This window comes from Hymenobacter sp. ISL-91 (genome assembly GCF_018613725.1).
Taxonomy (GTDB): domain Bacteria; phylum Bacteroidota; class Bacteroidia; order Cytophagales; family Hymenobacteraceae; genus Hymenobacter.
In genome coordinates this window covers 79906-101447 of the sequence record NZ_JAGGPS010000010.1, presented here as the reverse complement: position 1 = coordinate 101447, position 21542 = coordinate 79906, and the positions used below count along the sequence as shown (strand labels likewise).

The window sequence follows — 21542 nt, the reverse complement described above, 5'->3', positions numbered from 1 at the left end:
CCCCGCCCCTACACCGTTCAACTTTTCCTTCAACTTTTCCGGGGTTTCCCTCCCCGGGGCAAAAAACTGCTTTTGCCCCAGCCGGCCTCGCTTTGCCTTCATTTTTCACCTTTTCAACCCCTACCGCCATGAATAAGCAGCAACGCATAACCGCCATTGAACAGGATTGGGCCACGAATTCGCGCTGGCAGGGAATCATCCGGCCCTACACCGCTGAGGATGTGCTGAAGCTGCGTGGCTCGGTGGATATCGAATACTCGCTGGCCCGCAACGGGGCCGAGCGTCTGTGGCAGCTGCTGCACTCCGAGCAGTACGTGGCCGGGCTGGGCGCGCTTACCGGCAACCAGGCCGTGCAGGAGGTGCAAGCCGGCCTCAACGCCATCTACCTCTCGGGCTGGCAGGTGGCGGCCGACGCCAACAATTCGGGCCAGATGTACCCCGACCAGAGCCTCTACCCCGCCGACTCAGTGCCGGCCGTGGTGCGCCGCATCAACAACGCCCTGCTACGCGCCGACCAGATTCAGAGCGTGTCGGGCGAGGGCGACGTGCACTGGCTGGTGCCCATTGTGGCCGATGCCGAGGCCGGCTTCGGGGGCAACCTGAACGCGTTTGAGCTGATGAAGATGATGATTGAGGCCGGGGCCGCCGGCGTACATTTCGAAGATCAGCTTTCCTCGGCCAAGAAGTGCGGCCACCTCGGCGGCAAGGTGCTCGTGCCCACCCAGGAGGCCATCAACAAGCTGGTAGCTGCCCGCCTGGCCGCCGACGTGCTGGGCGTGCCCACCCTGGTAGTGGCCCGCACCGATGCCGACGCCGCCGACCTGCTCACCTCCGACATCGACCCACGCGACCAGCCCTTCGTGCTCGAAGAGGCCGAGCGCACCTCCGAGGGCTTTTTCCGGGTGCGCTGCGGCCTGGAGGCCGGCATTGCCCGTGGCCTGGCCTACGCCCCCTACGCCGACCTGATCTGGATGGAAACCTCGCACCCCGACCTGGAGCAGGCCCGCCAGTTCGCCCAGGCCATCCATGCCCAATTTCCGGGCAAGCTGCTGGCCTACAACTGTTCGCCCTCGTTCAACTGGGCCGCCAAGCTCAGCGTGGCCGAGATGGAAACCTACCGCGAGGAGCTGGCCGCCATGGGCTACAAGTTCCAGTTCATCACCTTGGCTGGCTTCCACGCGCTCAACACCAGCATGTTCGAGCTGGCCACGGCCTACCGCGAGCGGGGCATGGCGGGCTACTCGGAGTTGCAGGAGCGTGAGTTTGCCCTCCAGAAGAAGGGATTCAAAGCCGTGAAGCACCAGAGCTTCGTGGGCACCGGCTACTTCGACGCCGTGCAGAACGTGGTAACCGCCGGCCTCTCCAGCACCGGCGCCCTGGTCGGCAGCACCGAGGAAGCGCAGTTCAATACTCACTAATTGATCACGAATTAGCGCGGAATTTAGCGGATCACGGATGAGCACGGATTTTAGCGGATTTCACGGATTTTGTAGACGGTGTGGTCGGCGCGACTAGCACGTTCGATTAGCCGTGCATCCTCAAAAACACAAAGGCCACCTCAACAGAGGTGGCCTTTTTTCAATCGTCTACAAAATCCGTAAAATCCGCTAAAATCCGTGCTCATCCGTGATCTGGCCATTTCTGAATACCGGTACCAGGTCGTACTCGTCCTGGCGTATGCAGAAGGCCATGTCCTGGTGGGCTTCGAGGTGGTTGAGGCGGCGTACGTGGGCCGAGCGGAGCAGGTAGCCGCCCAAGTCGGGCTCGGCGGCGGCCCACAGGTCGAGGGCGGCCAGGGTGGCGTCGGAGTTGGTTGTGTCGAAATCGGCTTGCAGGCGGGCGGCCAGGGCCCCGCCGAACAGCGTGTCTTCGAGGCAGAAAAGGCCCTTCCAGCCGGCGCAGACGACCACGACGTCCTTGTTCAAGTGGCGCAGGTGATTGGCTACGGCCCCCAGATTTAGGAAGGCACCCACCACGATTTCATCGGCGGCAGCTGACAAATGCAGAGCGCGGGTGCCGTTAGTGGTGGTGAGGGCCACCGCCCGGCCCGCCACGGCTACCTTCCCATCGAGGTAGCCGAAAGGCGAATTACCCAAATCCACGCCCTCGGCCTGGCGGCCGTCGCGCTCGGCGGCTGTCAGGTAGCCCTGGGTGGCCATAGCCCGGCACTCGTCCAGCTCGCTGAAGGGCACCACCTGCGTAACGCCCGCCACCAGCGCCGTGACGATGCTGGAGGTGGCCCGCAGCACATCCACCACCACCGCTACTTTGCCTTTCAGGTTGTAGAGCGGCAGTAGTTCGGGGGAGAAACAGATGTCGAGCGTGGGCATGGCTTTATGAATTATGAATTTTGGATTATGAATTTTGAATTAGTGTGGGCGGACCGTGGATATGCTGCGCTATCTGTGCCAATTCAAAATTCATAATCCAAAATTCATAATTAACCCCTATGCCTCCTCCGTGCCGGGCACGAACGGCAGCTTCACCACCGTCGCGGGCAGGTTTTTGCCGCGCACCTGCACGAAAATTGGGGTGCCGGGGGCGGCCAGGGCAGTTTGCACGTAACCCAGGCCCACGCCCTTGCTCAGGCTCGGCGACTGGGTGCCGCTGGTTACCTCGCCAATGGTTTCGCCAGCCTCGTTTACCAGCGGGTAGTGGCTGCGCGGGATGCCGGGGCCATCCATCAGGAAGCCGACCAGCTTGCGCTCTACGCCGGCGGCCTTTTCGGCCTTCAGGTTTTCGGAGTTGGTGAAGTCCTTGGTGAACTTGGTAATCCAGCCCAGGCCGGCTTCCAGGGGCGAGGTTTCGTCGGTGATATCGTTGCCGTAGAGGCAGTAGCCCATTTCCAGGCGCAGCGTATCGCGGGCACCCAGACCGATGGGCTTGAGGCCGTGGGGTTGGCCGGCTTCCATCACCGCATCCCAGACCTGCTTGGCGTGTTCGTTGGGCACGTACAGCTCGAAGCCGCCTGCACCAGTGTAGCCGGTGGCCGAAATAATGACGTCGGGCGCGCCGGCGAAGGTGCCCTGCACGAACGAGTAGTACGGAATGGCACTCAGGTCGGTGTCGGTGAGGCCCTGCAGGGCGGCAATGGCCTTGGGGCCCTGCACCGCAAACAGGCTCATCTCGTCCGATACGTTCTGCATGTCGGCGCCCTCGGTGTTGAACTGCTGAATCCAGTTCCAGTCCTTTTCAATGTTGGAAGCGTTGACGACAAGCAGGTAGTCCTCGTCGGCCAGCATGTACACCAGCAAATCGTCGATTACGCCGCCGGTTTGGTTGGGCAGGCAGCTGTACTGGGCCTTGCCGGGCACAAGCTTGCTAGCGTCGTTGCTGCAAACGCGCTGAATCAGGGCCAGCGCCTGGGGGCCGCGCACCCGGAACTCGCCCATGTGCGAGACGTCGAACATGCCCACGGCCCGGCGCACGGTGTGGTGCTCGTCGAGGTCGGAGGAGTAGCGCACGGGCATATTGTAACCGGCGAAGGGTACCATTTTGGCCCCGAGCTGCTGATGAACGTCGTTGAGCGGAACAGTTTTGAGCGTGTCGGACATGAAAGTAAGGTGGGGAGGTGAAACGTGCCGGCCGGAAGGGGGCATAATGGGACCGTCCGGCGGTGGTGCGAAAGTAGCCAATTATGGCCGGCTGGTCCGATGCCGGTTGGTTACCTTTGGCTTTGCGCCGCCCCAGTTGCTGGTCTGCCGCGCCGGTATTCAACTGCTTTGCGGCCTCTTTTCCTACATGAACGACGACCTGAAACAAGAATTCGATGCGGCCCGCATCCGGCACTTGCTCTTTAAGTCGAAGCTGCGCTCCTTTCTGTATGGCAGCGACACGGCCCAGGGCCCCATCCGCGACCCGGAGCAATGTGCCATGGGCCACTGGATAACCCAGCGCGCTTTGCCTGCGTACGGCCATCTGCCCGAAACCCACGAGCTCGACCGTCTGCACCGGCTCATTCATGCAGAAGCAAGCCGCCTGATGGACCTGCGCCTAGCCGGCCAGCCCGATGTGGCCACGGCCGGACTGAGCCTGATCAACAAACTCGCCGATGATATTGTGGCGTTGCTGCACACCATAGAAACCCGGGTGCGGGCGGCATAGGCTGCCGGCTACCCGAACTCGTTCTCTGCCCCACCCCATGAAACTTAAGCTCTCGACCAAGCTCTTTGCAGGGTTTCTGGCAATTTCGGCGCTTTTCGCGGCCGTAGTATTTCTCAACTACCAACTCTCGCGGGCCGTGCTGCGCAATTCGCAGCGGGTGGCCAACTCGCAGCGCATCACCAATGAGGCAACTTCGCTGCTGCGCAACATCATCGATATGGAAGCAGGCTTTCGGGGCTACCTGCTGCTAAATAATGAAGTGCTGCTGACGCCCTATTACGAGAGCGAACGAAAACTGCTAGGCCGCTTTAGCAGCCTGCGCGACGAGATGCCGGTAGCCGGGCAGCAGTTTCGGCGGCTGCAGCAGGCGCAGCGGCTGTTCGAGCAGTGGGATTCCTATTCGCACCTGCTCATCAGCGAGAAGCGCGAAGCGCTGCGCCGCAACCCCGACCATATTGGCATAAAGGGCCTGGAGCACGCCAATCTGGCCTCCGACCTGACGGGCAAAGTACTCATGGACCAGATTCGGGAGCTGTTTGCCGAGTTTGACCAGTCGGAGGCTCTGTCGCGCCGCCAGCAGCGCCTGCGCCTGCAGAAGAGCATCCGCGAAACCCGCATTCTGTCGGTGGGGGTTACACTGGTAACTATTGCGCTGGGGCTGCTGTATGCGGCGTATCTGGTGCGGCAGCTTTCGCGGCGCATCGGCGGTATGGTAGGCCAGGCCCAGCGCATAGCCGGCGGCGACTACGCCACCCATATTCCCGACACTGAGCAGGACGAGCTGACCAAGCTGGCCACGTCGCTCAATACCATGACCGATACTATCAATACCACTATCCGGCAGCTGGAGCGCCGCAATCAGGAGCTCGACCAGTTTGCCTACGTGGTATCGCACGATTTGAAAGCGCCGCTGCGGGGCATCGAAACGGCTTCGCGCTGGATTGAGGAAGACCTGGGCCAGGATCTGCCGGATCATATTCGCGAGTTTCTGGTGCTGATGCGCACGCGGGTGCGGCGCATGGAACACCTGATTACCGGCATTCTTGATCTGGCCCGGGTGGGCCGCACGCCTCAGGCCGATGAGGCCGTGTTTGTACGCCAGCTGCTGCGCGAAATCATCGATTCGCTGGAGCTGCCGGCCGGGTTCGAGGTGGAGCTGCCCTTTTACCTGCCCACGCTGCACACCAACCAGATCCAGCTCGAACAGGTATTCACCAACCTCATCAGCAACGCCGCCAAGTACCACCACGACCCCGCGCATGGCCGGGTAGCTATCGGCTGCGTTGAAATGCCCGACTTTTACACTTTCTCGGTAACCGACAACGGGCCGGGCATTGCCCCCGAATACCACGAGCGGATTTTCATCATCTTCCAGACCCTGACCGAGCGCGACACGCTGGAAAGCACCGGCGTAGGCCTGGCCATCGTCAAGAAAATTGTGGAGCGGCGCGGCGGTACTATCCGCGTCGAGTCGGCCGAAGGAGCCGGCGCCAGCTTCATTTTCACCTGGCCCAAGCGGGTACTTACCCGACCAATGCCCCCTTCGGAGCCAATTGCCCGTATAGCCAAGTAACCCATTGCCTTTATCTGCGCTGCCTGCCCATGCCTTTCTCCTCCCAGCAACCTGCCATTCTACTTGTCGAAGACGACCAGCTTGACGTTATGAACGTACAGCGCGAGCTGCGCAAGAACAACGTGAACGTGCCGCTGCATGTAGCCCGCAATGGCCGCGAGGCCCTGGATTTGCTGCGCGGCGAAGGTGGCCAGACCCGTATTCCGCTCCCGCACGTCGTCATGCTCGATCTGAATATGCCTCGCATGAATGGGCTGGAGTTGCTGGAAATATTGCGCGCCGACCCCGAGTTCCAAAACCTGAACGTGTTCATCACCACCACCTCCGACCTGGAAACCGACCGGCTTAAAGCCCAGCAGCTGGCCGTAAGCGGCTACATTATCAAGCCCCTGAGCTTCGATACGTTTGGCGAAGGTGGTACCACAGTCGATGGTTTCAGCCTGTTTCTGGATCTTCTGAAGCTGAAGAGCTAACACCCAAAGTCACTTAAAAACGACAAAGCGGCCATCAGATACGTCTGGTAGCCGCTTTGTCGTTTCTGGGTGCTTCCTGCCTATTCGGGCCGATTCTTTACAGAAGCCGGAACCCCATGCGGTGGTGTTCGGTGGGGCCGTGGGCTCGAATGGCGGCGCGGTGCGCGGCAGTCGGATAACCGGCATTCTGCTCCCAGCCATAGGCCGGGTAGGCCGCCGCCAGCTCCCGCATCCGGTCGTCGCGGAAGGTTTTGGCCAGCACCGAGGCCGCCGCAATATGGCGGTAGAGGCCGTCGCCGCCCACTATACAGGTGTGGGGCAGCGCAGGGTGCGGCCGAAACCGGTTGCCATCGACGAGCAAGTGGGTGGGCGTGGGTTGCAGCTGGTTGGTGGCCCGGTGCATGGCCAGGTAGCTGGCCTGCGCAATGTTGAGCGTGGATATTTCGGCCACCGAGGCTTCGGCCACGGCCCAGGCTACGGCTTCGCGGCAGATTTCGGTGCGAACCAGCTCGCGCCGCCGGGCCGTCAGCTGCTTGGAGTCGTTGAGGTAGTGCGACCGGAAATCGGGCGGTAGCAGCACGGCAGCCGCAAAAACGGGTCCGGCCAGGCAGCCGCGCCCGGCTTCATCAAGGCCGGCTTCGAGCGGCTCGCCGGTATAGGAAACCAATAGCATGTGTGGGGCAGGACGTAAAACCAGCAGAGCGGATAGGCCGCTAACTAAAGGCCTCCCTCGAAGGAAACGCCACAAAGATGGGTGTTTCCTTCGAGGGAGGCCTTTGCCGGTTAGGCTAACTGCTAACCGAATATTCCGGGTGCCGGTTGTGGTTAGTGCGTACCGGCGTTGGAGCCTTCGCGGCCGGGGTTCTGCTCGCCACGGCGGGTACCCTGGCTGTCGCGCGGGCCGTTGTCGATGTTGGACTCCTCGTCTTCGGTCATGTATACGTTGGTGGTGGGGCCGAGGCCGTCGTTCTTCTCCGCCAGCGCCGACTCGGCTTCGGCATGCTTGAGGTTGAACAGCGGGTCGCCTTCCTGCAACGACTTATCGGCTTGCTTGTTATCGGGCTGCTTGTTGGGTTGGTTGGCCATTGTGCGCATGGTGCCGGGCGGAATGTGAACGGCCGGCAGTAGTAGCCTACGCACCACTTTGGCGGGAGGTTGGCCTTGGCTGCGCACCGAAGCCCCGGCCAGCCTGCACCTGCCTCAAAAAAAGGGCAATAAAAAAGCCGCTACCCTGGGTAGCGGCCTTTTCGGTCATACTGGCTGGCAGCGGTTCATTCATCCACCCTACTAATTGCTGCCATGATGCCAATACTACGCGGTAAGAGCCTTCCTTTCCATAAACCTTACCAGCGCTGAATAATTAGTAGGTCAAAAGTATACGAGCGGCAGGCTCCGAATGGATTTTTTGGCCCAACGGAAAGTTTCACCCGCTCAACAGGCCTTTTTAACCGGTGAGGCCCCGCGCCAGTGCCGCCCTTTTTCTGCCGTTGTATCTTTGCATCCTTTCTTTCCCTATACTTTTCCTCCATGGCCAACCCTGCCGCTGATTTCGACGAGACCCATAACCCCTGGCAGACGCAGGCCTCCGAAATAAAGTACCAGAACCCTTGGATAAAGGTGCGCGAGGACCAGGTGATTACGCCCGGCGGCACGGCTGGCATCTATGGCGTTGTAACGATGAAGAACAAAGCGCTGGGCATTGTGCCGGTTGATGCCGCGGGCAATACCTGGCTGGTGGGCCAGTACCGCTACCCTTTAAGCGAATACAGCTGGGAAATTCCGATGGGCGGCGGGCCAGTGGAGCTCGACATTCTCGAATCGGCCCGGCGCGAGCTGCGCGAGGAAACCGGCTTGCTTGCCCACCGCTGGACCAACATCATGCGCCTGCACACCTCTAACTCGGTAACTGATGAGGAAGGGTTCGTATTTCTGGCCCAGGAGCTGGAGCAGGGCGACACCGAGCCTGAAGAAACCGAGGACCTGCGCCTCTGGAAGCTGCCGCTGGCCGATGCCGTGCAACTGGTAATGGACGGCCGCATTACCGATGCCGTAAGCGTGGCCGGCCTGCTGAAAGCCGGCCGCCTGCTGGGCGTGTAGAGCTGGTTAGTGGTTAGTGGAAAGCGTCATTCAGAGCGCAGCGAAGAATGACGGGTATTCTTTACCCGGCTATCTGCCTTACTTTCGTGGCTATGATGCACCTGCTTCGTTACGTCGGTCAGCGCCTGTACACCAGCTGGGCTACCTTCTGGTTTGCGCTTCCGTTTTTGGTTACGTATCCGGTGCAGTGGGGCCTGAGCCATTGGCCGGCGGGCTGGCCCTACCTGCGGGCCCTCAACAAAGCCTGGTCGCGGTTCTTTATTTTTATGTGGGGCGTGCCGGTGGAAACCGTGCGGGCCGCCGAAACAGTGCCGCCGGGCCAGCCCTGCCTGTACCTGGCCAACCACAGCTCCCTCATTGATATTCCGCTGCTGTTCCGTACCCTGCCAGGCGGCCCGAACGTGCTGGGCAAAAGCTCGCTGGCTAAAATTCCGCTTTGGGGGCCCATTTTCGGGCGCGCTTACATTACCGTCGACCGCAACAGTGCCGTGAGCCGGGGCCGGGCCATGGTGCGGGCCCGCCAGGAGCTGGCGGCCGGCCGCTCGGTTATCATCTTCCCCGAAGGCCAGATTTCAAGTCAGCCCGGCCGGCAGCTGGAGCCTTTCAAAGAGGGGGCCTTCCAGCTGGCCATTGCCACGGGCGTACCCATTGTGCCCATTACCATGCCGCTCAACCACCACTTTCTGCCCGATGTAGGGGGGCTGCGGGTGCGCTGGGCCCGGCTGGCCATTGTGGTGCATGCGCCCATCAGCACGGCCGGCCTTACCGCTGCCGATGCCCCTGCCCTGCAGCAGCGCGTATTTGAGGTGATTACCAGCGCCCTGCGGCCCGAGGCCGGCGGCATTCCGGGCCCCGGTAGCTGGCGCCCGGCAGCAGCACCCGCCCAGCCCACTGCAACAGTACCGGCTGCTGCCCGCCCCGAGCCGGTTGGCTGAGCCGGGCGCAACCGGCCGAAGGGCCGTATCTTGCGGCTACCAACTGCTTTTCTCACTTTTGAAATCCCCGCTCCCATGAGCACCGATCTGGCTACTCTGCGCGGCCTGGCCCACCTGGCCCGCCTCGAATTCGACTCCGCCAACGAGCAGCAGGTGCTCGGCGACCTGAACAAAATTCTGGACTGGGTAGACCAGCTCCGCCAGCTCGATACGACCGACGTAGAGCCGCTGGTACACCTGAGCCAGGAAATAAACGTGCTGCGCCCCGACGAAGCCCACAACACCGTCGGCCACGCCGCCGGCCTCAGCAACGCCCCCCGCAAAGACTCCGACTACTTCCGGGTACCAAAGGTGCTGGAGTAGCGTTGTTAGCGGTTAGCTAAAAGAACGTCATGCAGAGCGAAGCGAAGCATCTCGCGTGCCGACGTTGCCAACGTAACCGCAACGTCAGCACGCGAGATGCTTCGCTTCGCTCTGCATGACGTTTTAACAAACCTCACCCCACTACTCCGTCCCGCTTGATTTCGCCCGCCTCTTCTGCCCCTATTACCCGCCGCTGGCCCTGGCCGCTGCTGCTGCTGGCTCTGTGCGCCGCGCTGGCCGTAGGGCTGGCCGGCTGGCACTACTTCACGGCCGAAAATGCTGTGCTGCCCCTGCAGCCCGTAACCCAGCTGACGCCGGTGCCCACCACGGTGGCCGAGGTGGCCGTGGGGCTGGCCCGGCTGCCGGTGCAGGCCAATGGCTACCTCGTTACCCAGACCTACGATGTGGCCGGTCCGTTTCTGCGGCCCGGGGCGGCGTTGGGGCTGGTGGCGTTGCTGGGCGTGGCGCTGGCTTACTTTCTGGCGGCCGTGAGCCCCCTGAGCCGGCTGTACTTTGTGGCGTCCATGGCCTTGGTTATCTTCCTGCTCATGTCGCTGAACGCCGACCTGCTGGATGTGTTTGAAACCGGCAGGCAGTATGTGCTGGTCCTGAGCCTGGTGCTGCTGGTAGGGCCGGCCTACTACTTCCACGCCTTCCGGCCCGAAACGCCTTTTACCACGCGTTTGGGCACGTTTGCCGCGCTGGTGGCGGGCCTGGGGCTACTGGTATTTCTGCAAAACCCCAACCCCGCCGATTACACCGCGCTCCACTTGAGCGCCTATTTCACCCAGGCCGGAGCAGTGGCCTTTGCGCTGCTGGTGCTTTGGGTTGCCTTCGAAAACGTGCACGGCCTGCTGTGGGTGAACACGCAGGCCGCAACGCCGGCCGGCCGCTACGGGCTGTGGGCGTTCCTGCTGGCGGGTGGCCTGTACCTAACCGTTCTGCTGCTTTACTACCTCAACCAGAACCAGCTGCTGGTACTACCCGGCATTCAACTCGACCCCTACCTGCTGCTGCTGCCAGCCGTGGCCGTGGCCTGGCTGGGCCAAAGCCGCCGCGCCGCCACGCTGCCGGCCGGGGTGCCACCGGGCGCTGCGGCCATACTGCTGCTGGTGCTGGTGCTGTTGGCCACCGGCACGCTCGGTTACGCCTTGGCCACGGCCAACGACCCGCTGCTGCAGGCCGGCCGCGACTTTACAGCCCTGGCCCTGCTGGGCGTGGGCGGTGCGTTTTTGCTTTATGTGCTCCTGAATTTCGGGCCGCTGCTGCGCCAGAAGAAGGCGGTTTACCGCGTGGTGTTTCAGCCCCAGCGGTTTCCATTTTATGCCATGTACGCACTGGGCATAGTGGCCGTGGTGGGCGTGACCATGCGCAACAACTTCTTCGTCCTCGATCAGGTCCAGGCCGGCGCCTACAACAACCTGGGCGACTTGGCCCGGCTGGAGAGCGAGCTGACACCTGAGGATATGTCGCGGGCGTTGCTGGCCGAGCGTTACTACGCCGAAAGCGACGTGCTCGACCAGCACAACCACAAAGCCAGCCTGGGCCGCGCCGCGCTCTACCGCTTTCGGCTGCAGCGCCAAAACGAAATCAACATTCTGCGCCGGGCGCTGGCGCGGCGGCCTTCGCCCCGCATCTCGTTGCGGCTGGCGGCCCTCCACAACGAGCAGCAGGACTTCTTCGACCGGTTAGCCATCCTGCAGGAAGGCCTGCGGGCTCACCCCACCAATGCCGCCCTCAACGCCGACCTGGCCCAGCTGTACTCGCGCTCGGCCCTGGCCGATTCGGTAATGCACTACCGCGCCCGCGCCGCCGCCGCTACCGGTTCCGACGACGCCATGCTGGCGGCCAACGAACTGGCCTACCGCATCCGGCAGCAAAACTGGGCCGGTGCCACTGCACTGGTAGAGGGAGCCCGCTCCACCACCCCCGACAATGCGGCCCTGCAGGCCAATACGCTGCTGTTGGCCCGGCTTACCGGCAAGTCTGCCGCGGCCCCCACGCCCTTGCCCGATACCACTCAGGCGCTCAACGATGCCCGCTTTGCCCGGCTTTACCACGATGCCCTGGGCCGCGCCACCCGCCACGACACGACTCTGCTGCCGTTGTTGCCCGCCCTGGCCGCCAACCCCGCCAACGCCCCATTTCTGGACCAGCTGACGCTGCTGCGAGCCTTTACCCACCATTATGGCGGGCAGCCGGTGGCTGCCCAGCAGGCCCTGCTGCCGCTGGCCAGCGGCTCAGGAACCGGCGCAGCCTACTATCAGCAGCTGCAGGGCCTGTGGCTGCTCGACCAGGGCCTGCCGGCTCCAGCCGCCAGCCGTTTTCAGGAAGCCCGCGAAAATAGCCCTACCCTGCCGGCACTACCCCTGGCCTACGCCCTGGCCCTGAGCGGTCAGCCCGATTCGGCCCGGCAGGTAGCGGGCCGTGCGCCGCAAAGCGCGGAGCTCCGGCTACTACTAGCGGCGCTGCAGCCGGAGCTCCGCGAAACCTATAGCTTGGCATCCGATTCGATAAAAACCCAGTATCTGGTACTACGCGGCGACGAATTGCCGGCATCGGCCCTACTACCGGCGGCGGCTTCCGTACCGACGGGCCCGTTGCAGGCCACGGCTTTACTGGCCCAGCTGCCCCGCGCACTGGAGGCCGGCCAACTGGAAGCCATTCGCACAACGCTGGCGCAGGCTGCACCTGCTGTCGGGGCCGCAGGCGCTTCGCCCTGGAACGTGCTGCGAGGCGAGCTGTACGTCCGTGGGCAGCAGTGGCCCCAACTGCGCGAGTTGGTACAACAGGGTACGTTTAGTGGGTTCGACACCTATCAACGGCTGTATTTCCGGGCGGCGCTGGCCGAGGCTGGTAAGCAGCCGGCCGAAGCCGGCCGCCTCTATGCCCAACTGGTGCAGCAGGCTCCGTTTGCCGAAAACGGGCTGGTGGCTGCCGCTGCCTTTCATGCCCGCCGCCAAGAGTTTCCAGCGGCCTACGACGTACTGCTGCGCGGAGTAGAGTACAACCCCGAGTCGGTGGCGCTCCTGAAAGCCTATGTGCTGGCAGCCGTGCCGGTCGGCCTGATGGAGTACGCCCAAGGGCCGCTCTACCGGCTGGGCACATTGCTTTCGGCAGCGGATTATGGTACCTTTCGCAAGGAGTACGACGCGGCCCTGGCGGCCCGTAAGGCCTCCTGGAACTAACCTTCAGCCCCTCTTTTTATGCAGCATCCTATTATCCAGACCGATGATATTTCCAAGGTGTACCGCATGGGAGCCGAGGAGATTCACGCGCTGCAATCGGTGTCTATTACCATTCAGCGGGGCGAGTACGTAGCCTTTATGGGTCCATCGGGCTCGGGCAAATCCACGCTCATGAACATCATCGGCTGCCTCGATACGCCTTCGGGCGGTAGCTACGTGCTCAACGGGCACGATGTGAGCAACATGAGCGACAACCAGCTGGCCGACGTGCGCAACCGCGAAATCGGCTTCGTGTTTCAGAGCTTCAACCTGTTGCCCCGCGCCACCTCGCTCGATAACGTGGCCCTGCCCCTTATTTACGCCGGCTACGGCAAAAGCGAGCGGCACGAAATGGCCCGCGAGGCGCTACGCAGCGTAGGCCTTGCCGAACGGGCCATGCACAAGCCCAACGAGTTGAGCGGCGGCCAGCGCCAGCGGGTGGCCATTGCCCGCGCGCTGGTCAACAATCCCAGCATCATCCTGGCCGACGAACCCACCGGCGCCCTCGACACCCGCACCAGCCACGAAATCATGGAACTGTTCGAGGCGCTCTACTCCCGCGGCAACACCATCATCATGGTAACCCACGAAGAGGATATTGCCATGCATGCCCACCGCATTGTGCGCCTGCGCGACGGCCTCGTGGAAACTGATGAGGTAAACGAAAACGTGGTGAGCGGCCAGCTGGCGAAGGGGTAGCTTCTGGCTGGCAAGTAAAAAGGTTTGTCATCCTGCGCAGCGCGAAGGACCTTCTTATGGCAACACAGGTCGTTACCGCGGCCATGCCATCGTGATAGGGCCCTTCATACAGCGCAGGATGACAAACCTTTTCCTGCCCAACCTCATTACCCCTTTATACTATCATTCTTCCACTTGATTTCTCTTCGTGAAAATATATACCAAAACCGGCGACAAGGGACTTACTTCACTGATTGGCGGCACGCGCGTACCCAAATCCAGCCTGCGCATTGAGTGCTACGGCACCGTGGATGAGTTGAATTCTTACATCGGTTTGGTGCGCGACCAGCCCGTGAACGAGGCCCGCCGCACGCTGCTCAAGGAAATTCAGGACCGGCTATTTACGGTAGGCGCCTCGCTGGCTTCCGACCCCGAAAAGTCGAAGATGAAGATTCCGGACCTGCACGCTGCCGATGTGGAACTGCTGGAGCAGGAAATGGACCGCATGAACGAAACACTGCCCGAGTTACGGGTATTTGTGTTGCCCGGCGGCCATCAGTCGGTGTCGTTTGCCCACCTGGCCCGCTGCGTGTGCCGCCGGGCCGAGCGGCTGGTAATTCACCTGAATGAAGATGAATTTGTGGCCGAGTTGGTGATTATGTACCTCAACCGCCTGTCCGATTACCTGTTCGTACTCAGCCGCCAGATGGCCCACGAACTGAATGCTGAGGAAGTGAAGTGGGAGCCGCGCATGTGAAGTAGTGGCCCAGCGCTGCCTAACGAGCGTTTGGACGTTTAACCAGAAAAGCTGCATCTTTAAGTGTTTCGGCTGCCATAGCTCGTTATTCACGCCTTCCTTCTGCATAACAAATAGCTAACAATCAGCATAATCTGTCTTTAGACTGAATATAGCGTCGCACCAACGGCTCTTTCTTGTCCTTGAAAACCGGGCCACCACCCAGCCGTTCTTCGTTTGACAGACTCCCACTCCACCTCCCATCCCACCCCTATGCTCGACACTCTGACTATTGCTACCCAGCGCACCACTGCGCCGCGCCTGCCAGGCATCAACTTCGCTCAGCTCGATTTTGGCAAAACCTTCGCCGACCATATGCTGGTAGTTGACTACCACGACGGGCAGTGGCAGGAGCCGCATATTGTGCCTTACGGCGACATAAGCGTGAGTCCGGCCAACTCGGCCATTCATTACGGCCAGTCGATTTTTGAAGGGATGAAGGCCTACAAGAATCACAACGGCGAAGTGGCCCTGTTTCGTCCGCTCGATAACTTCCACCGCTTCAATGCCTCGGCCCGCCGCATGTGCATGCCCGAGTTGCCCGAGGAAGTATTCATGCAGGGCCTGTTACAGCTCATCCGCCTCGACAGCGGCTGGGTGCCCACCGATGCCGGCAGTGCCCTCTATATTCGGCCCTTCATGTTCGCTACCGATGCCATGCTGGGTGTGCGGCCCTCCGAGTCGTACCGCTTCATGATTATCACCTGCCCCGTTGGCCTGTACTACGCCAAGCCACTACGGGTGCGCTTCGAGGAACAGTACGTGCGCTCGGCCGAAGGTGGCGCGGGCGCGGCCAAAAACGCCGGCAACTACGGCGCGGCCATGTACCCTACCAAGCTGGGTCAGCAGGAAGGCTACAACCAACTCATCTGGACCGATGCCTCCGAGCACAAGTACGTGGAGGAATCAGGTACCATGAACGCCCTGTTCATCATCGACGGCCGCCTGATTACCCCCGCTTTGAGCAGCTCCATTCTCGACGGTATCACCCGCCGCAGCGTATTGCAGCTGGCCCGCGACTGGGGTATGCCGGTGGAAGAGCGCAAGGTATCAGCCATTGAGATACTCGACGCCCAGCGCAACGGCACCCTGCAGGAGGCCTTCGGCGTAGGTACGGCCGCTACTATTGCCTCCATTGCCGTTATCGGTTACCAGGGCCACGATTACGAGCTACCCACGCCCCCGGCCGATGCTTTCTCGCGCCGCGCCACTGCAGCGCTGGCTGCCATTCGGAGCGGTGAGGTGCCCGACACCCACAACTGGATGGTACGCGTATAGCTCCACTATTCATACCAGCACGTTGTAGGGGGGGGCTTAGCTGCGCTTTCCTGCGGTTGTCCCCGCCCCTACAACGTGCTGTATTGGCTTAAAAAGAGACTTAAATCATTTTTTCACTTATGCAGGCTTTCAGCTAACCGCTAAAAAAGCCTTGCTTTTTTTCCTATGACCCACGACCAGGTGAAGGAATTGAAGGGCCGCGCCGAGGCCCTGAGGAGGTATCTTTGACTACGATGCCCGCAAAGAACAGGTAGCAGAGATTGAGGCCCAGACAACGGCCGCCGGTTTCTGGGACGACTCTAAACAGGCCGAAACCACTATGCGCGAGCTGAAGGGCATCAAGGTCTGGACCGACGATTACGAGGCCGTTGAGAAGCAGGTCGATGATGTGGAGGTGCTCTATGAGTTTCACCGCGAAGGCGACGTGCCCGAGGCTGAAATGCAGCGCGAGTTTGCCGCCGCCGAGCAGTCGGTGGAACGCCTGGAGTTCAAGCGTATGCTCTCCGATGAGGAAGACCAGCTTTCTGCCGTCATTGACATCAACCCGGGCGCCGGCGGCACCGAAAGCCAGGACTGGGCCGAGATGCTCATGCGCATGTACATCATGTGGGGCGAAAAGCAGGGCTTTACGGTGCGCCAGCTCAGCTACCAGCCCGGCGAAGGAGCCGGCATCAAGTCGGCCTCACTCGAAATCGACGGCCAGTTTGCCTATGGTTACCTGAAAAGCGAAATCGGGGTGCACCGGCTGGTGCGCATGTCGCCTTTCGACAGCAGCGGCCGCCGCCACACCTCGTTCGCCTCGGTATTCGCCTATCCCGTGATTGACGATACCATCAACATCGAAATCAATCCGGCCGACATCAGTTGGGATACATTTCGGGCTGGCGGAGCCGGGGGCCAGAACGTGAACAAGGTGGAAACCGCCGTGCGTCTCACCCACGCTCCCTCTGGTATCATCATTGCCGTGCAGATTGAGCGGAGCCAGCTCATGAACAAGGAGCACGCTCTACGCATGCTTAAGTCGCGCCTCTATCAGATTGAGATGGACAAGCGCAACGCTGCCCGCGACGTGGTGGAAGCCGGCAAAAAGCGCATCGACTTCGGCTCACAGATTCGGAACTATGTGCTCCACCCCTACAAGCTCATCAAGGATCTGCGCACCGGTATCGAGCGCACCGACGTGCAGAACGTGCTAGACGGGGACCTGGAAGAGTACATCAAGGGCTACCTGATGCAGAGTTAGAAGTTTTAGTTTAAAGATTATTGTTTGAAAAAAGCGAGGCTGCCATTTACTGGCAGCCTCGCTTTTTTCAAACAATAATCTTTAAACTAAAACTTGTCCCAGAAGATTTTCGTGTCAACATTGTCTCCACCAATTGCTGCTGCAGCAGCATTATAGTTGGCTCCGTTCAGGTTCTGCTCAACCGCAGGATACGGGAAGCGACGCGGAATATTAGACAATGCTTGGGCAGGCTTGGTCAGTTGCGGATAGTCAAGGCGACGGTATTCGCGGAAGGAATCTACTGGCTGATTGTAGAGAGAAATCCATTTCTGGATACCAATCTTCTCCTTATATGTAGCACCGCTAGCGGCGTTGTTGTAGTCTACTTCAGGCTGAGCTAGGTAGGCAGTAGCGTCGGCGCTAGTTCCGCCCCAGTAGATGATGGAGGCTCTTACAGCTGCATCGTAGTGCGATTTTGCCGTGCCGGAAACGGACGAGTAACCACGGGCTGCAGCTTCGGCCAACATAAACTCTACCTGCGAATAAGATATTAGCACGCTTGGCAGAGTAGGATCTTCGATTTTGGTACCCGGGGCCGAAAAATCGTCGTAGCTGTTGCTGGTTCCGTACTCGCCACCTTCGTAATCACCGCTTGCAGCCGGCTTGAAATACTCACCAACCCGGGGGTCATTCAGCATGTTCAGCTTGTCTATGAAGAAGCTGGTGCCTACAAAGTCATTACGACCGCTCTGTACCAAGTCCTCAAATAAAGGGTTTGTATTAGGATTGTCGCCTAGAAAAGTCAGCGCAGCGTTGTCCGAACTGGAGGAAATGAGTTTTCCCTGTACTTCACTAACCATCTTCTGCGACTTGGCCGGATCAACGTCCGCAATAGTCATAGCTAGACGCAACTTCAAGGAGTTGGCGAATTTGATGGTTTTTCCTACGTCGCCGTTATAGTACAAGTCGGCATTACCCAACCCAGAAGCGCTAGCATTGAGAGCCAGAATGGCCTTATCCAACCGTACAATCAGGTCGTTGTATATGTCATTGGCCTTATCGTATTTGGGCTGAGCTTTGTTTACGTCGAGCGCGTCGGTATATGGCACATCACCGAACAAATCTACTAGGGTTGCCCACGAGTACACCTCTAGCACCTCAATACTGGCCAACTGGTTGGCCTTTATAGCAGGGTCGAAGAGCGGGTCGTTGTTAGCCGAGATAATCACTCGGGCTTCCTGCAAATCCCGCAGTACATCCCGGTAAATGGCCGTCCAGAAACCTTCGTTGATCCGACGCTCCTTGATCTGGTAAATGCTCTCGTCGAAGTAAGTGGTTTCCGCCCAATACTGCGTGTAAAGCCGGAAAACGTTCAGGTTGACATTCGAACTGACCAGTGTCCGGGCCAAGCTACGCTCTGCACTTGAAACCAGCGTAACACCTGGTACCGCACCTGATTGAGGGCGTTTAGGGTCAATATTATAATCGTCCAGCGAATCAACGCAGGAACTTACCAGTACCATTGCTGGCAGGATGAAAAACAGTATCTTTTTCATAATCAGAAAAATTAGAAGCTTAAGCGGATGTTGCCACCCAACGTACGTACACCGGGGAAAGATCCTGAAGAGTAGCCCTGACCCAGGTTACCCGAGCTCAAGGCATCTTCAGGGTCAGCATCTGGCAGGTTCTTGTTGATGATCCACAGGTTACGTCCTACAATCGAAAAGTCTACTCCTTTTACGCCGCCAAACTTCGACGTAATGGAAGTGGGCAGCGAGTAGGTCAGCGATACTTCGCGCAGCTTCACATAGCTGGCATCATAAACAAAGCCAGCCGAAGGGTTACGCAGGTAGCCGTAGAGGCCGTAGTTGGTGTTGCTTACACGCTTGGTGTTTGGGCTACCATCGGCCAGTACACCGGGCAGAATTACTCCGCCACCTTCAGCAATCGGGTTCCGCGAAGGGTTGCCCAAATCGTTGAGGCCGGCTGTTTCCGGGGTCAGACCCGTGGCCAGCCCATAGTACCGGTCTAAGGAAAATATGTCGCCACCATGTCTGATATCGACTAGGAAGTAGAGTGATATACCCTTATAGCTAACCGTGTTGGCAATACCTCCGGTCCAGTCGGGGTTGGGGTTGCCGATAACCTGGTTGGCCGTTTCGGTCTGCAGGTAGTAACCATTCGCGCCTACTACTTTCTGCCCATTCTGATAAACGTAATCGGCACCCCGGAGCGAGCCGAAAGCTTCTCCTACGGTAGCATTGGAGCTTACGCCACCCTGGTAATTAGCTAGTACCAAGTTGGTGGTGCCTTCAATCAGCGACAGCACTTCATTACGGTTACGCGTCCAGTTGATATTGAGCATCCAGGAGAAGTCAGCCGTTTTCACCGGATTTGCGAAGGCCGACAGTTCGATACCGCGGTTGCGCACCTCACCCGAATTCACAAAACGGGAGCTGTAGCCAGTGGCCGTCGAAAGCGTTACCGGGATGATTTGGTCCTGAGTGTTTTGCTGGTAAACTGTAAAGTCGAAGCCGAACCGACTCTGCAAGAAGTTCATTTCTAGGCCAGCTTCGGCGCTTTTGGTACGCTCGGGCTTCAGGTTTGGATTGTTTTTAGTGCCTGGTACCGAGTACAACGAATTACCGTTGTAGATAGAGACTTTGGAGTATACATCGTTCACCGACAGGGCAGCAGCACCAGTGCCTACTTCGGCGTAGTTAGCCCGCACTTTACCATACGACAGCCAGGAAACATCCTTCAGCAACTCAGAAAAGACGAAGCCCGTGGCAACCGATGGATACAGGAAAGTGTTGTTGCTGCTAGGCAAAGTGGTCGACTTATCGCGGCGGGCTGTCAGGTCGAGGAACAGCATATCACGGTAACCGATGGTAGCGCTGGCGAAAATACCATCAACCCCAATTTTGGTTTCGTTCTCGATTGATGGCAAGGGGTTGCTTACCGAGTTGGAGAGCGTGTACAGCTCTGGCACAACTAGGCCACCGTTGGTGACAGCAGAAACGGAGCTGAAGAACTGCCGCCGCAAGTTAGCCCCGATCAGGCCTTTGAGGCTGATACCACTCTCCAGATCCTTCGAGAAGTTGCCGATCAGATCGTAGTTGTACTCCCGCGAGGTACGGTCGAAACGGGAGTAGTTGGACAGGCCTACACTTCCGATAGCGTTGCGCTCCTCCTGAATCTCGTCGTACGAGTCAGCGGTTACCCGGCCTAGGACGTTGAACCAATCGGTTACTTTGTAAGTGGCGGCAACATTACCGAAGAAGCGGTTACGGCTGTCAGTTTCAAAGTTTTTGTTCCGAACCCAGTATGGATTGTTCCAATAGATGGGGCTCAGATCATTAGGGCTGGCGTAATTCCAGGTTTTGTTTTGGCCGGTGCGGTTATAGGCATCTTCCAACTCCTTTATATCGGCATTTACCTGCCACCACTGCCGGAAGTTCGTTAGGATGTTGCCATCCCCGTAACCCGTTCCGTAACGGCCTTTGCCATCAACGCGTGAGTAGTTGACCGACGCACTGGTGGTGAGTTTAGGCGTCAGATTCAGCGAGCCAGCAAAGTTGACGATGTTCTTGTTTACTTCACTGTTATCCAGCACCCCCTTATCGCGGATGCTGTTGTAACCGAGTTTGAAGTAACCGCTTTCATTGCCTCCGTTGATGGCAACGCTGTTATTGAGCGTAAGAGCCGTTTCAAAGAAATCCTCCGGGCCGTTTGCGGCGGCAACCCAGGGGGTAGCCTGCTTGAAGGTGGGCGAGGTTGGGTCGAAGGAGCCCCACTGGTATATGTTCAAGTTCGGATCGAACCGGGCACCGTATGAGGCATCCTCTGAGAGCGGTGTGACCCGGTCACGCACGCCGTCGCCGTCTATGTCACGCAACAGAAAGTATCCGGAATCGTCGCTGTAGTACTTGCCGTAACCAGCGCCGTACTCTTTCTGGTACTTGATGAAAGTAGATTTATCAATGCGGCCACCCGTGGCCCCGAGGTTGATGGTGACGCCGAGACCTTTCTGGCCTTTCTTGGTTGTAATCAGAATAACGCCGTTGGCAGCCCGCTCGCCATAAAGCGCAGTTGCGGCGGCACCCTTCAGCACAGTTGTCGAGGCAATATCATCGGGGTTGATGTCGGCCGCGGCGTTACCGTAGTCGTATCCTCCACGGCCCGTCTGCTGGTCTGCGGAATTGGTGTTGGCATTGCTGATAGGCACACCATCTACAACAAATAGCGGCTGGTTGTTACCAAACAACGACTTGGTGCCCCGGATTTGAACATTAGTTGAGCCGCCCAGCGAGTTGCTCTGACGAACAACTACCCCGGCTACTTTACCCGACAGACCGTTGATGAAGTTGGGGTTACGTGCTTTCGTAATGGCTTCTCCATCAACCTGGGTTGCCGAGTAAGGCAACGAGTTGCGTGTTCGCTCTATGTTTTGAGCCGTTACTACTACTTCACCCAGCACTTTAGAATCGGTAACGAGACCAACATCAATAGTTGAAGCCGTTCCGATAGGCCGCTCGAGCGCGACGAAGCCGATAGAAGTGAAGGTGAGCGTGGTTGCAGAAGCAGGAGCGCTAAGAGTATAGGAGCCATCAGCGTTGGTAGACACCCCAATGGTAGTGCCTTTAACCAGTACCGTAACCCCAGGCATACCCTGGCCAGTAGCACGGTCGGTAACCCGACCGGAGATTTGCCGGTTCTGGGCGGCCGCCTGCTGCAACAGGACGGGCGCGAGCAGAGCCGCAGTTAATAGAATTTTCCGCATGTGAGTGAAGAAA

At 59.4% G+C, this 21542-nt stretch carries 18 protein-coding genes; 12 read left to right on the top strand and 6 right to left on the bottom strand.

Features of this window, described 5'->3' with window-relative positions; all coding sequences use genetic code 11:
• The first annotated feature begins 128 nt into the window (after positions 1-128).
• Complete coding sequence (gene aceA / locus J7E24_RS05960) at positions 129-1418, top strand: isocitrate lyase (RefSeq protein ID WP_215136133.1); 1290 nt, start codon at positions 129-131, stop codon at positions 1416-1418.
• A gap of 189 nt (positions 1419-1607) precedes the next feature.
• Here aceA and J7E24_RS05955 read toward each other — a convergent pair whose 3' ends face one another.
• Positions 1608-2330 carry a 2-phosphosulfolactate phosphatase gene (locus tag J7E24_RS05955; RefSeq protein WP_215136131.1) on the bottom strand — a complete coding sequence of 241 codons (723 nt, stop codon included), beginning with the start codon at positions 2328-2330 and terminating at the stop codon, positions 1608-1610.
• A 117-nt stretch (positions 2331-2447) separates the two neighbouring features.
• Positions 2448-3554 carry a glycine cleavage system aminomethyltransferase GcvT gene (gcvT, locus tag J7E24_RS05950; RefSeq protein ID WP_215136128.1) on the bottom strand — a complete coding sequence of 369 codons (1107 nt, stop codon included), beginning with the start codon at positions 3552-3554 and terminating at the stop codon, positions 2448-2450.
• Between the two features lie 187 nt (positions 3555-3741).
• Here gcvT and J7E24_RS05945 point away from each other — a divergent pair, with 187 nt between their 5' ends.
• From J7E24_RS05945 to J7E24_RS05935, 3 genes are read left to right on the top strand one after another with little or no spacing between them, the layout of a single operon-like run.
• A complete protein-coding gene (locus J7E24_RS05945; RefSeq protein ID WP_215136126.1) occupies positions 3742-4104 on the top strand; it encodes a CZB domain-containing protein in 363 nt (120 codons plus the stop codon).
• Between the two features lie 37 nt (positions 4105-4141).
• The gene (locus J7E24_RS05940) at positions 4142-5677 is read left to right on the top strand and encodes a sensor histidine kinase (RefSeq protein WP_215136124.1); all 1536 of its coding nucleotides are present in this window, start codon (positions 4142-4144) and stop codon (positions 5675-5677) included.
• Positions 5678-5706: 29 nt separating this feature from the next.
• Positions 5707-6150, top strand: a complete 444-nt coding sequence (locus tag J7E24_RS05935; protein WP_215136122.1) for a response regulator — start codon at positions 5707-5709, stop codon at positions 6148-6150.
• A gap of 97 nt (positions 6151-6247) precedes the next feature.
• Here the strand turns inward: J7E24_RS05935 and J7E24_RS05930 are convergent, their stop codons facing one another.
• Positions 6248-6823: a ribonuclease HII gene (locus J7E24_RS05930; RefSeq protein WP_215136120.1), complete on the bottom strand. Its 576-nt coding sequence runs from the start codon at positions 6821-6823 to the stop codon at positions 6248-6250.
• 152 nt (positions 6824-6975) lie between these two features.
• Positions 6976-7290, bottom strand: a complete 315-nt coding sequence (locus tag J7E24_RS05925) for a hypothetical protein (protein WP_215136118.1) — start codon at positions 7288-7290, stop codon at positions 6976-6978.
• Positions 7291-7677: 387 nt separating this feature from the next.
• On the opposite strand from J7E24_RS05925, the gene J7E24_RS05920 reads away from it, so the two are divergent.
• The 8 genes from J7E24_RS05920 to prfB all read left to right on the top strand — a co-directional run bounded on the left by J7E24_RS05920 (position 7678) and on the right by prfB (position 16767).
• The gene (locus J7E24_RS05920) at positions 7678-8247 is read left to right on the top strand and encodes an NUDIX domain-containing protein (RefSeq protein WP_215136116.1); all 570 of its coding nucleotides are present in this window, start codon (positions 7678-7680) and stop codon (positions 8245-8247) included.
• A 92-nt stretch (positions 8248-8339) separates the two neighbouring features.
• Entirely contained in the window at positions 8340-9182 is an 843-nt protein-coding gene (locus tag J7E24_RS05915; RefSeq protein ID WP_215136114.1) for a lysophospholipid acyltransferase family protein, read from the top strand.
• A 75-nt stretch (positions 9183-9257) separates the two neighbouring features.
• Positions 9258-9545, top strand: a complete 288-nt coding sequence (gene gatC, locus J7E24_RS05910; RefSeq protein ID WP_116941015.1) for an Asp-tRNA(Asn)/Glu-tRNA(Gln) amidotransferase subunit GatC — start codon at positions 9258-9260, stop codon at positions 9543-9545.
• A gap of 155 nt (positions 9546-9700) precedes the next feature.
• Positions 9701-12733: a tetratricopeptide repeat protein gene (locus tag J7E24_RS05905; RefSeq protein WP_215136112.1), complete on the top strand. Its 3033-nt coding sequence runs from the start codon at positions 9701-9703 to the stop codon at positions 12731-12733.
• An 18-nt stretch (positions 12734-12751) separates the two neighbouring features.
• Positions 12752-13471 (top strand): ABC transporter ATP-binding protein, encoded by a 720-nt coding sequence (locus J7E24_RS05900; RefSeq protein ID WP_251047044.1) that lies wholly within the window; start codon positions 12752-12754, stop codon positions 13469-13471.
• Between the two features lie 187 nt (positions 13472-13658).
• Positions 13659-14207, top strand: a complete 549-nt coding sequence (locus J7E24_RS05895; RefSeq protein ID WP_215136110.1) for a cob(I)yrinic acid a,c-diamide adenosyltransferase — start codon at positions 13659-13661, stop codon at positions 14205-14207.
• A 252-nt stretch (positions 14208-14459) separates the two neighbouring features.
• On the top strand, positions 14460-15524 hold the full coding sequence (locus tag J7E24_RS05890; RefSeq protein ID WP_215136108.1) for a branched-chain amino acid aminotransferase: 1065 nt from the start codon (positions 14460-14462) through the stop codon (positions 15522-15524).
• 165 nt (positions 15525-15689) lie between these two features.
• A protein-coding gene (gene prfB / locus J7E24_RS05885; RefSeq protein ID WP_215136106.1) for a peptide chain release factor 2 occupies positions 15690-16767 on the top strand; the annotation gives its coding sequence in 2 pieces (ribosomal slippage) (positions 15690-15749 and positions 15751-16767; 1077 coding nt in all).
• A gap of 86 nt (positions 16768-16853) precedes the next feature.
• On the opposite strand, the gene J7E24_RS05880 is transcribed toward prfB, so the two are convergent.
• Both J7E24_RS05880 and J7E24_RS05875 read right to left on the bottom strand, forming a co-directional pair.
• The gene (locus J7E24_RS05880) at positions 16854-18302 is read right to left on the bottom strand and encodes a SusD/RagB family nutrient-binding outer membrane lipoprotein (RefSeq protein ID WP_215136104.1); all 1449 of its coding nucleotides are present in this window, start codon (positions 18300-18302) and stop codon (positions 16854-16856) included.
• Between the two features lie 11 nt (positions 18303-18313).
• Positions 18314-21529 carry a SusC/RagA family TonB-linked outer membrane protein gene (locus J7E24_RS05875; RefSeq protein ID WP_215136101.1) on the bottom strand — a complete coding sequence of 1072 codons (3216 nt, stop codon included), beginning with the start codon at positions 21527-21529 and terminating at the stop codon, positions 18314-18316.
• Positions 21530-21542 lie beyond the last annotated feature (13 nt).

Coding starts and splice junctions, on each gene's coding strand:
- aceA (WP_215136133.1), top strand. CDS start 129: ATGAATAAGCAGCAACGCATAACCGCCATTGAACAGGATTGGGCCACG.
- J7E24_RS05955 (WP_215136131.1), bottom strand. CDS start 2,330: ATGCCCACGCTCGACATCTGTTTCTCCCCCGAACTACTGCCGCTCTAC.
- gcvT (WP_215136128.1), bottom strand. CDS start 3,554: ATGTCCGACACGCTCAAAACTGTTCCGCTCAACGACGTTCATCAGCAG.
- J7E24_RS05945 (WP_215136126.1), top strand. CDS start 3,742: ATGAACGACGACCTGAAACAAGAATTCGATGCGGCCCGCATCCGGCAC.
- J7E24_RS05940 (WP_215136124.1), top strand. CDS start 4,142: ATGAAACTTAAGCTCTCGACCAAGCTCTTTGCAGGGTTTCTGGCAATT.
- J7E24_RS05935 (WP_215136122.1), top strand. CDS start 5,707: ATGCCTTTCTCCTCCCAGCAACCTGCCATTCTACTTGTCGAAGACGAC.
- J7E24_RS05930 (WP_215136120.1), bottom strand. CDS start 6,823: ATGCTATTGGTTTCCTATACCGGCGAGCCGCTCGAAGCCGGCCTTGAT.
- J7E24_RS05920 (WP_215136116.1), top strand. CDS start 7,678: ATGGCCAACCCTGCCGCTGATTTCGACGAGACCCATAACCCCTGGCAG.
- J7E24_RS05915 (WP_215136114.1), top strand. CDS start 8,340: ATGATGCACCTGCTTCGTTACGTCGGTCAGCGCCTGTACACCAGCTGG.
- gatC (WP_116941015.1), top strand. CDS start 9,258: ATGAGCACCGATCTGGCTACTCTGCGCGGCCTGGCCCACCTGGCCCGC.
- J7E24_RS05900 (WP_251047044.1), top strand. CDS start 12,752: ATGCAGCATCCTATTATCCAGACCGATGATATTTCCAAGGTGTACCGC.
- J7E24_RS05890 (WP_215136108.1), top strand. CDS start 14,460: ATGCTCGACACTCTGACTATTGCTACCCAGCGCACCACTGCGCCGCGC.
- J7E24_RS05880 (WP_215136104.1), bottom strand. CDS start 18,302: ATGAAAAAGATACTGTTTTTCATCCTGCCAGCAATGGTACTGGTAAGT.
- J7E24_RS05875 (WP_215136101.1), bottom strand. CDS start 21,529: ATGCGGAAAATTCTATTAACTGCGGCTCTGCTCGCGCCCGTCCTGTTG.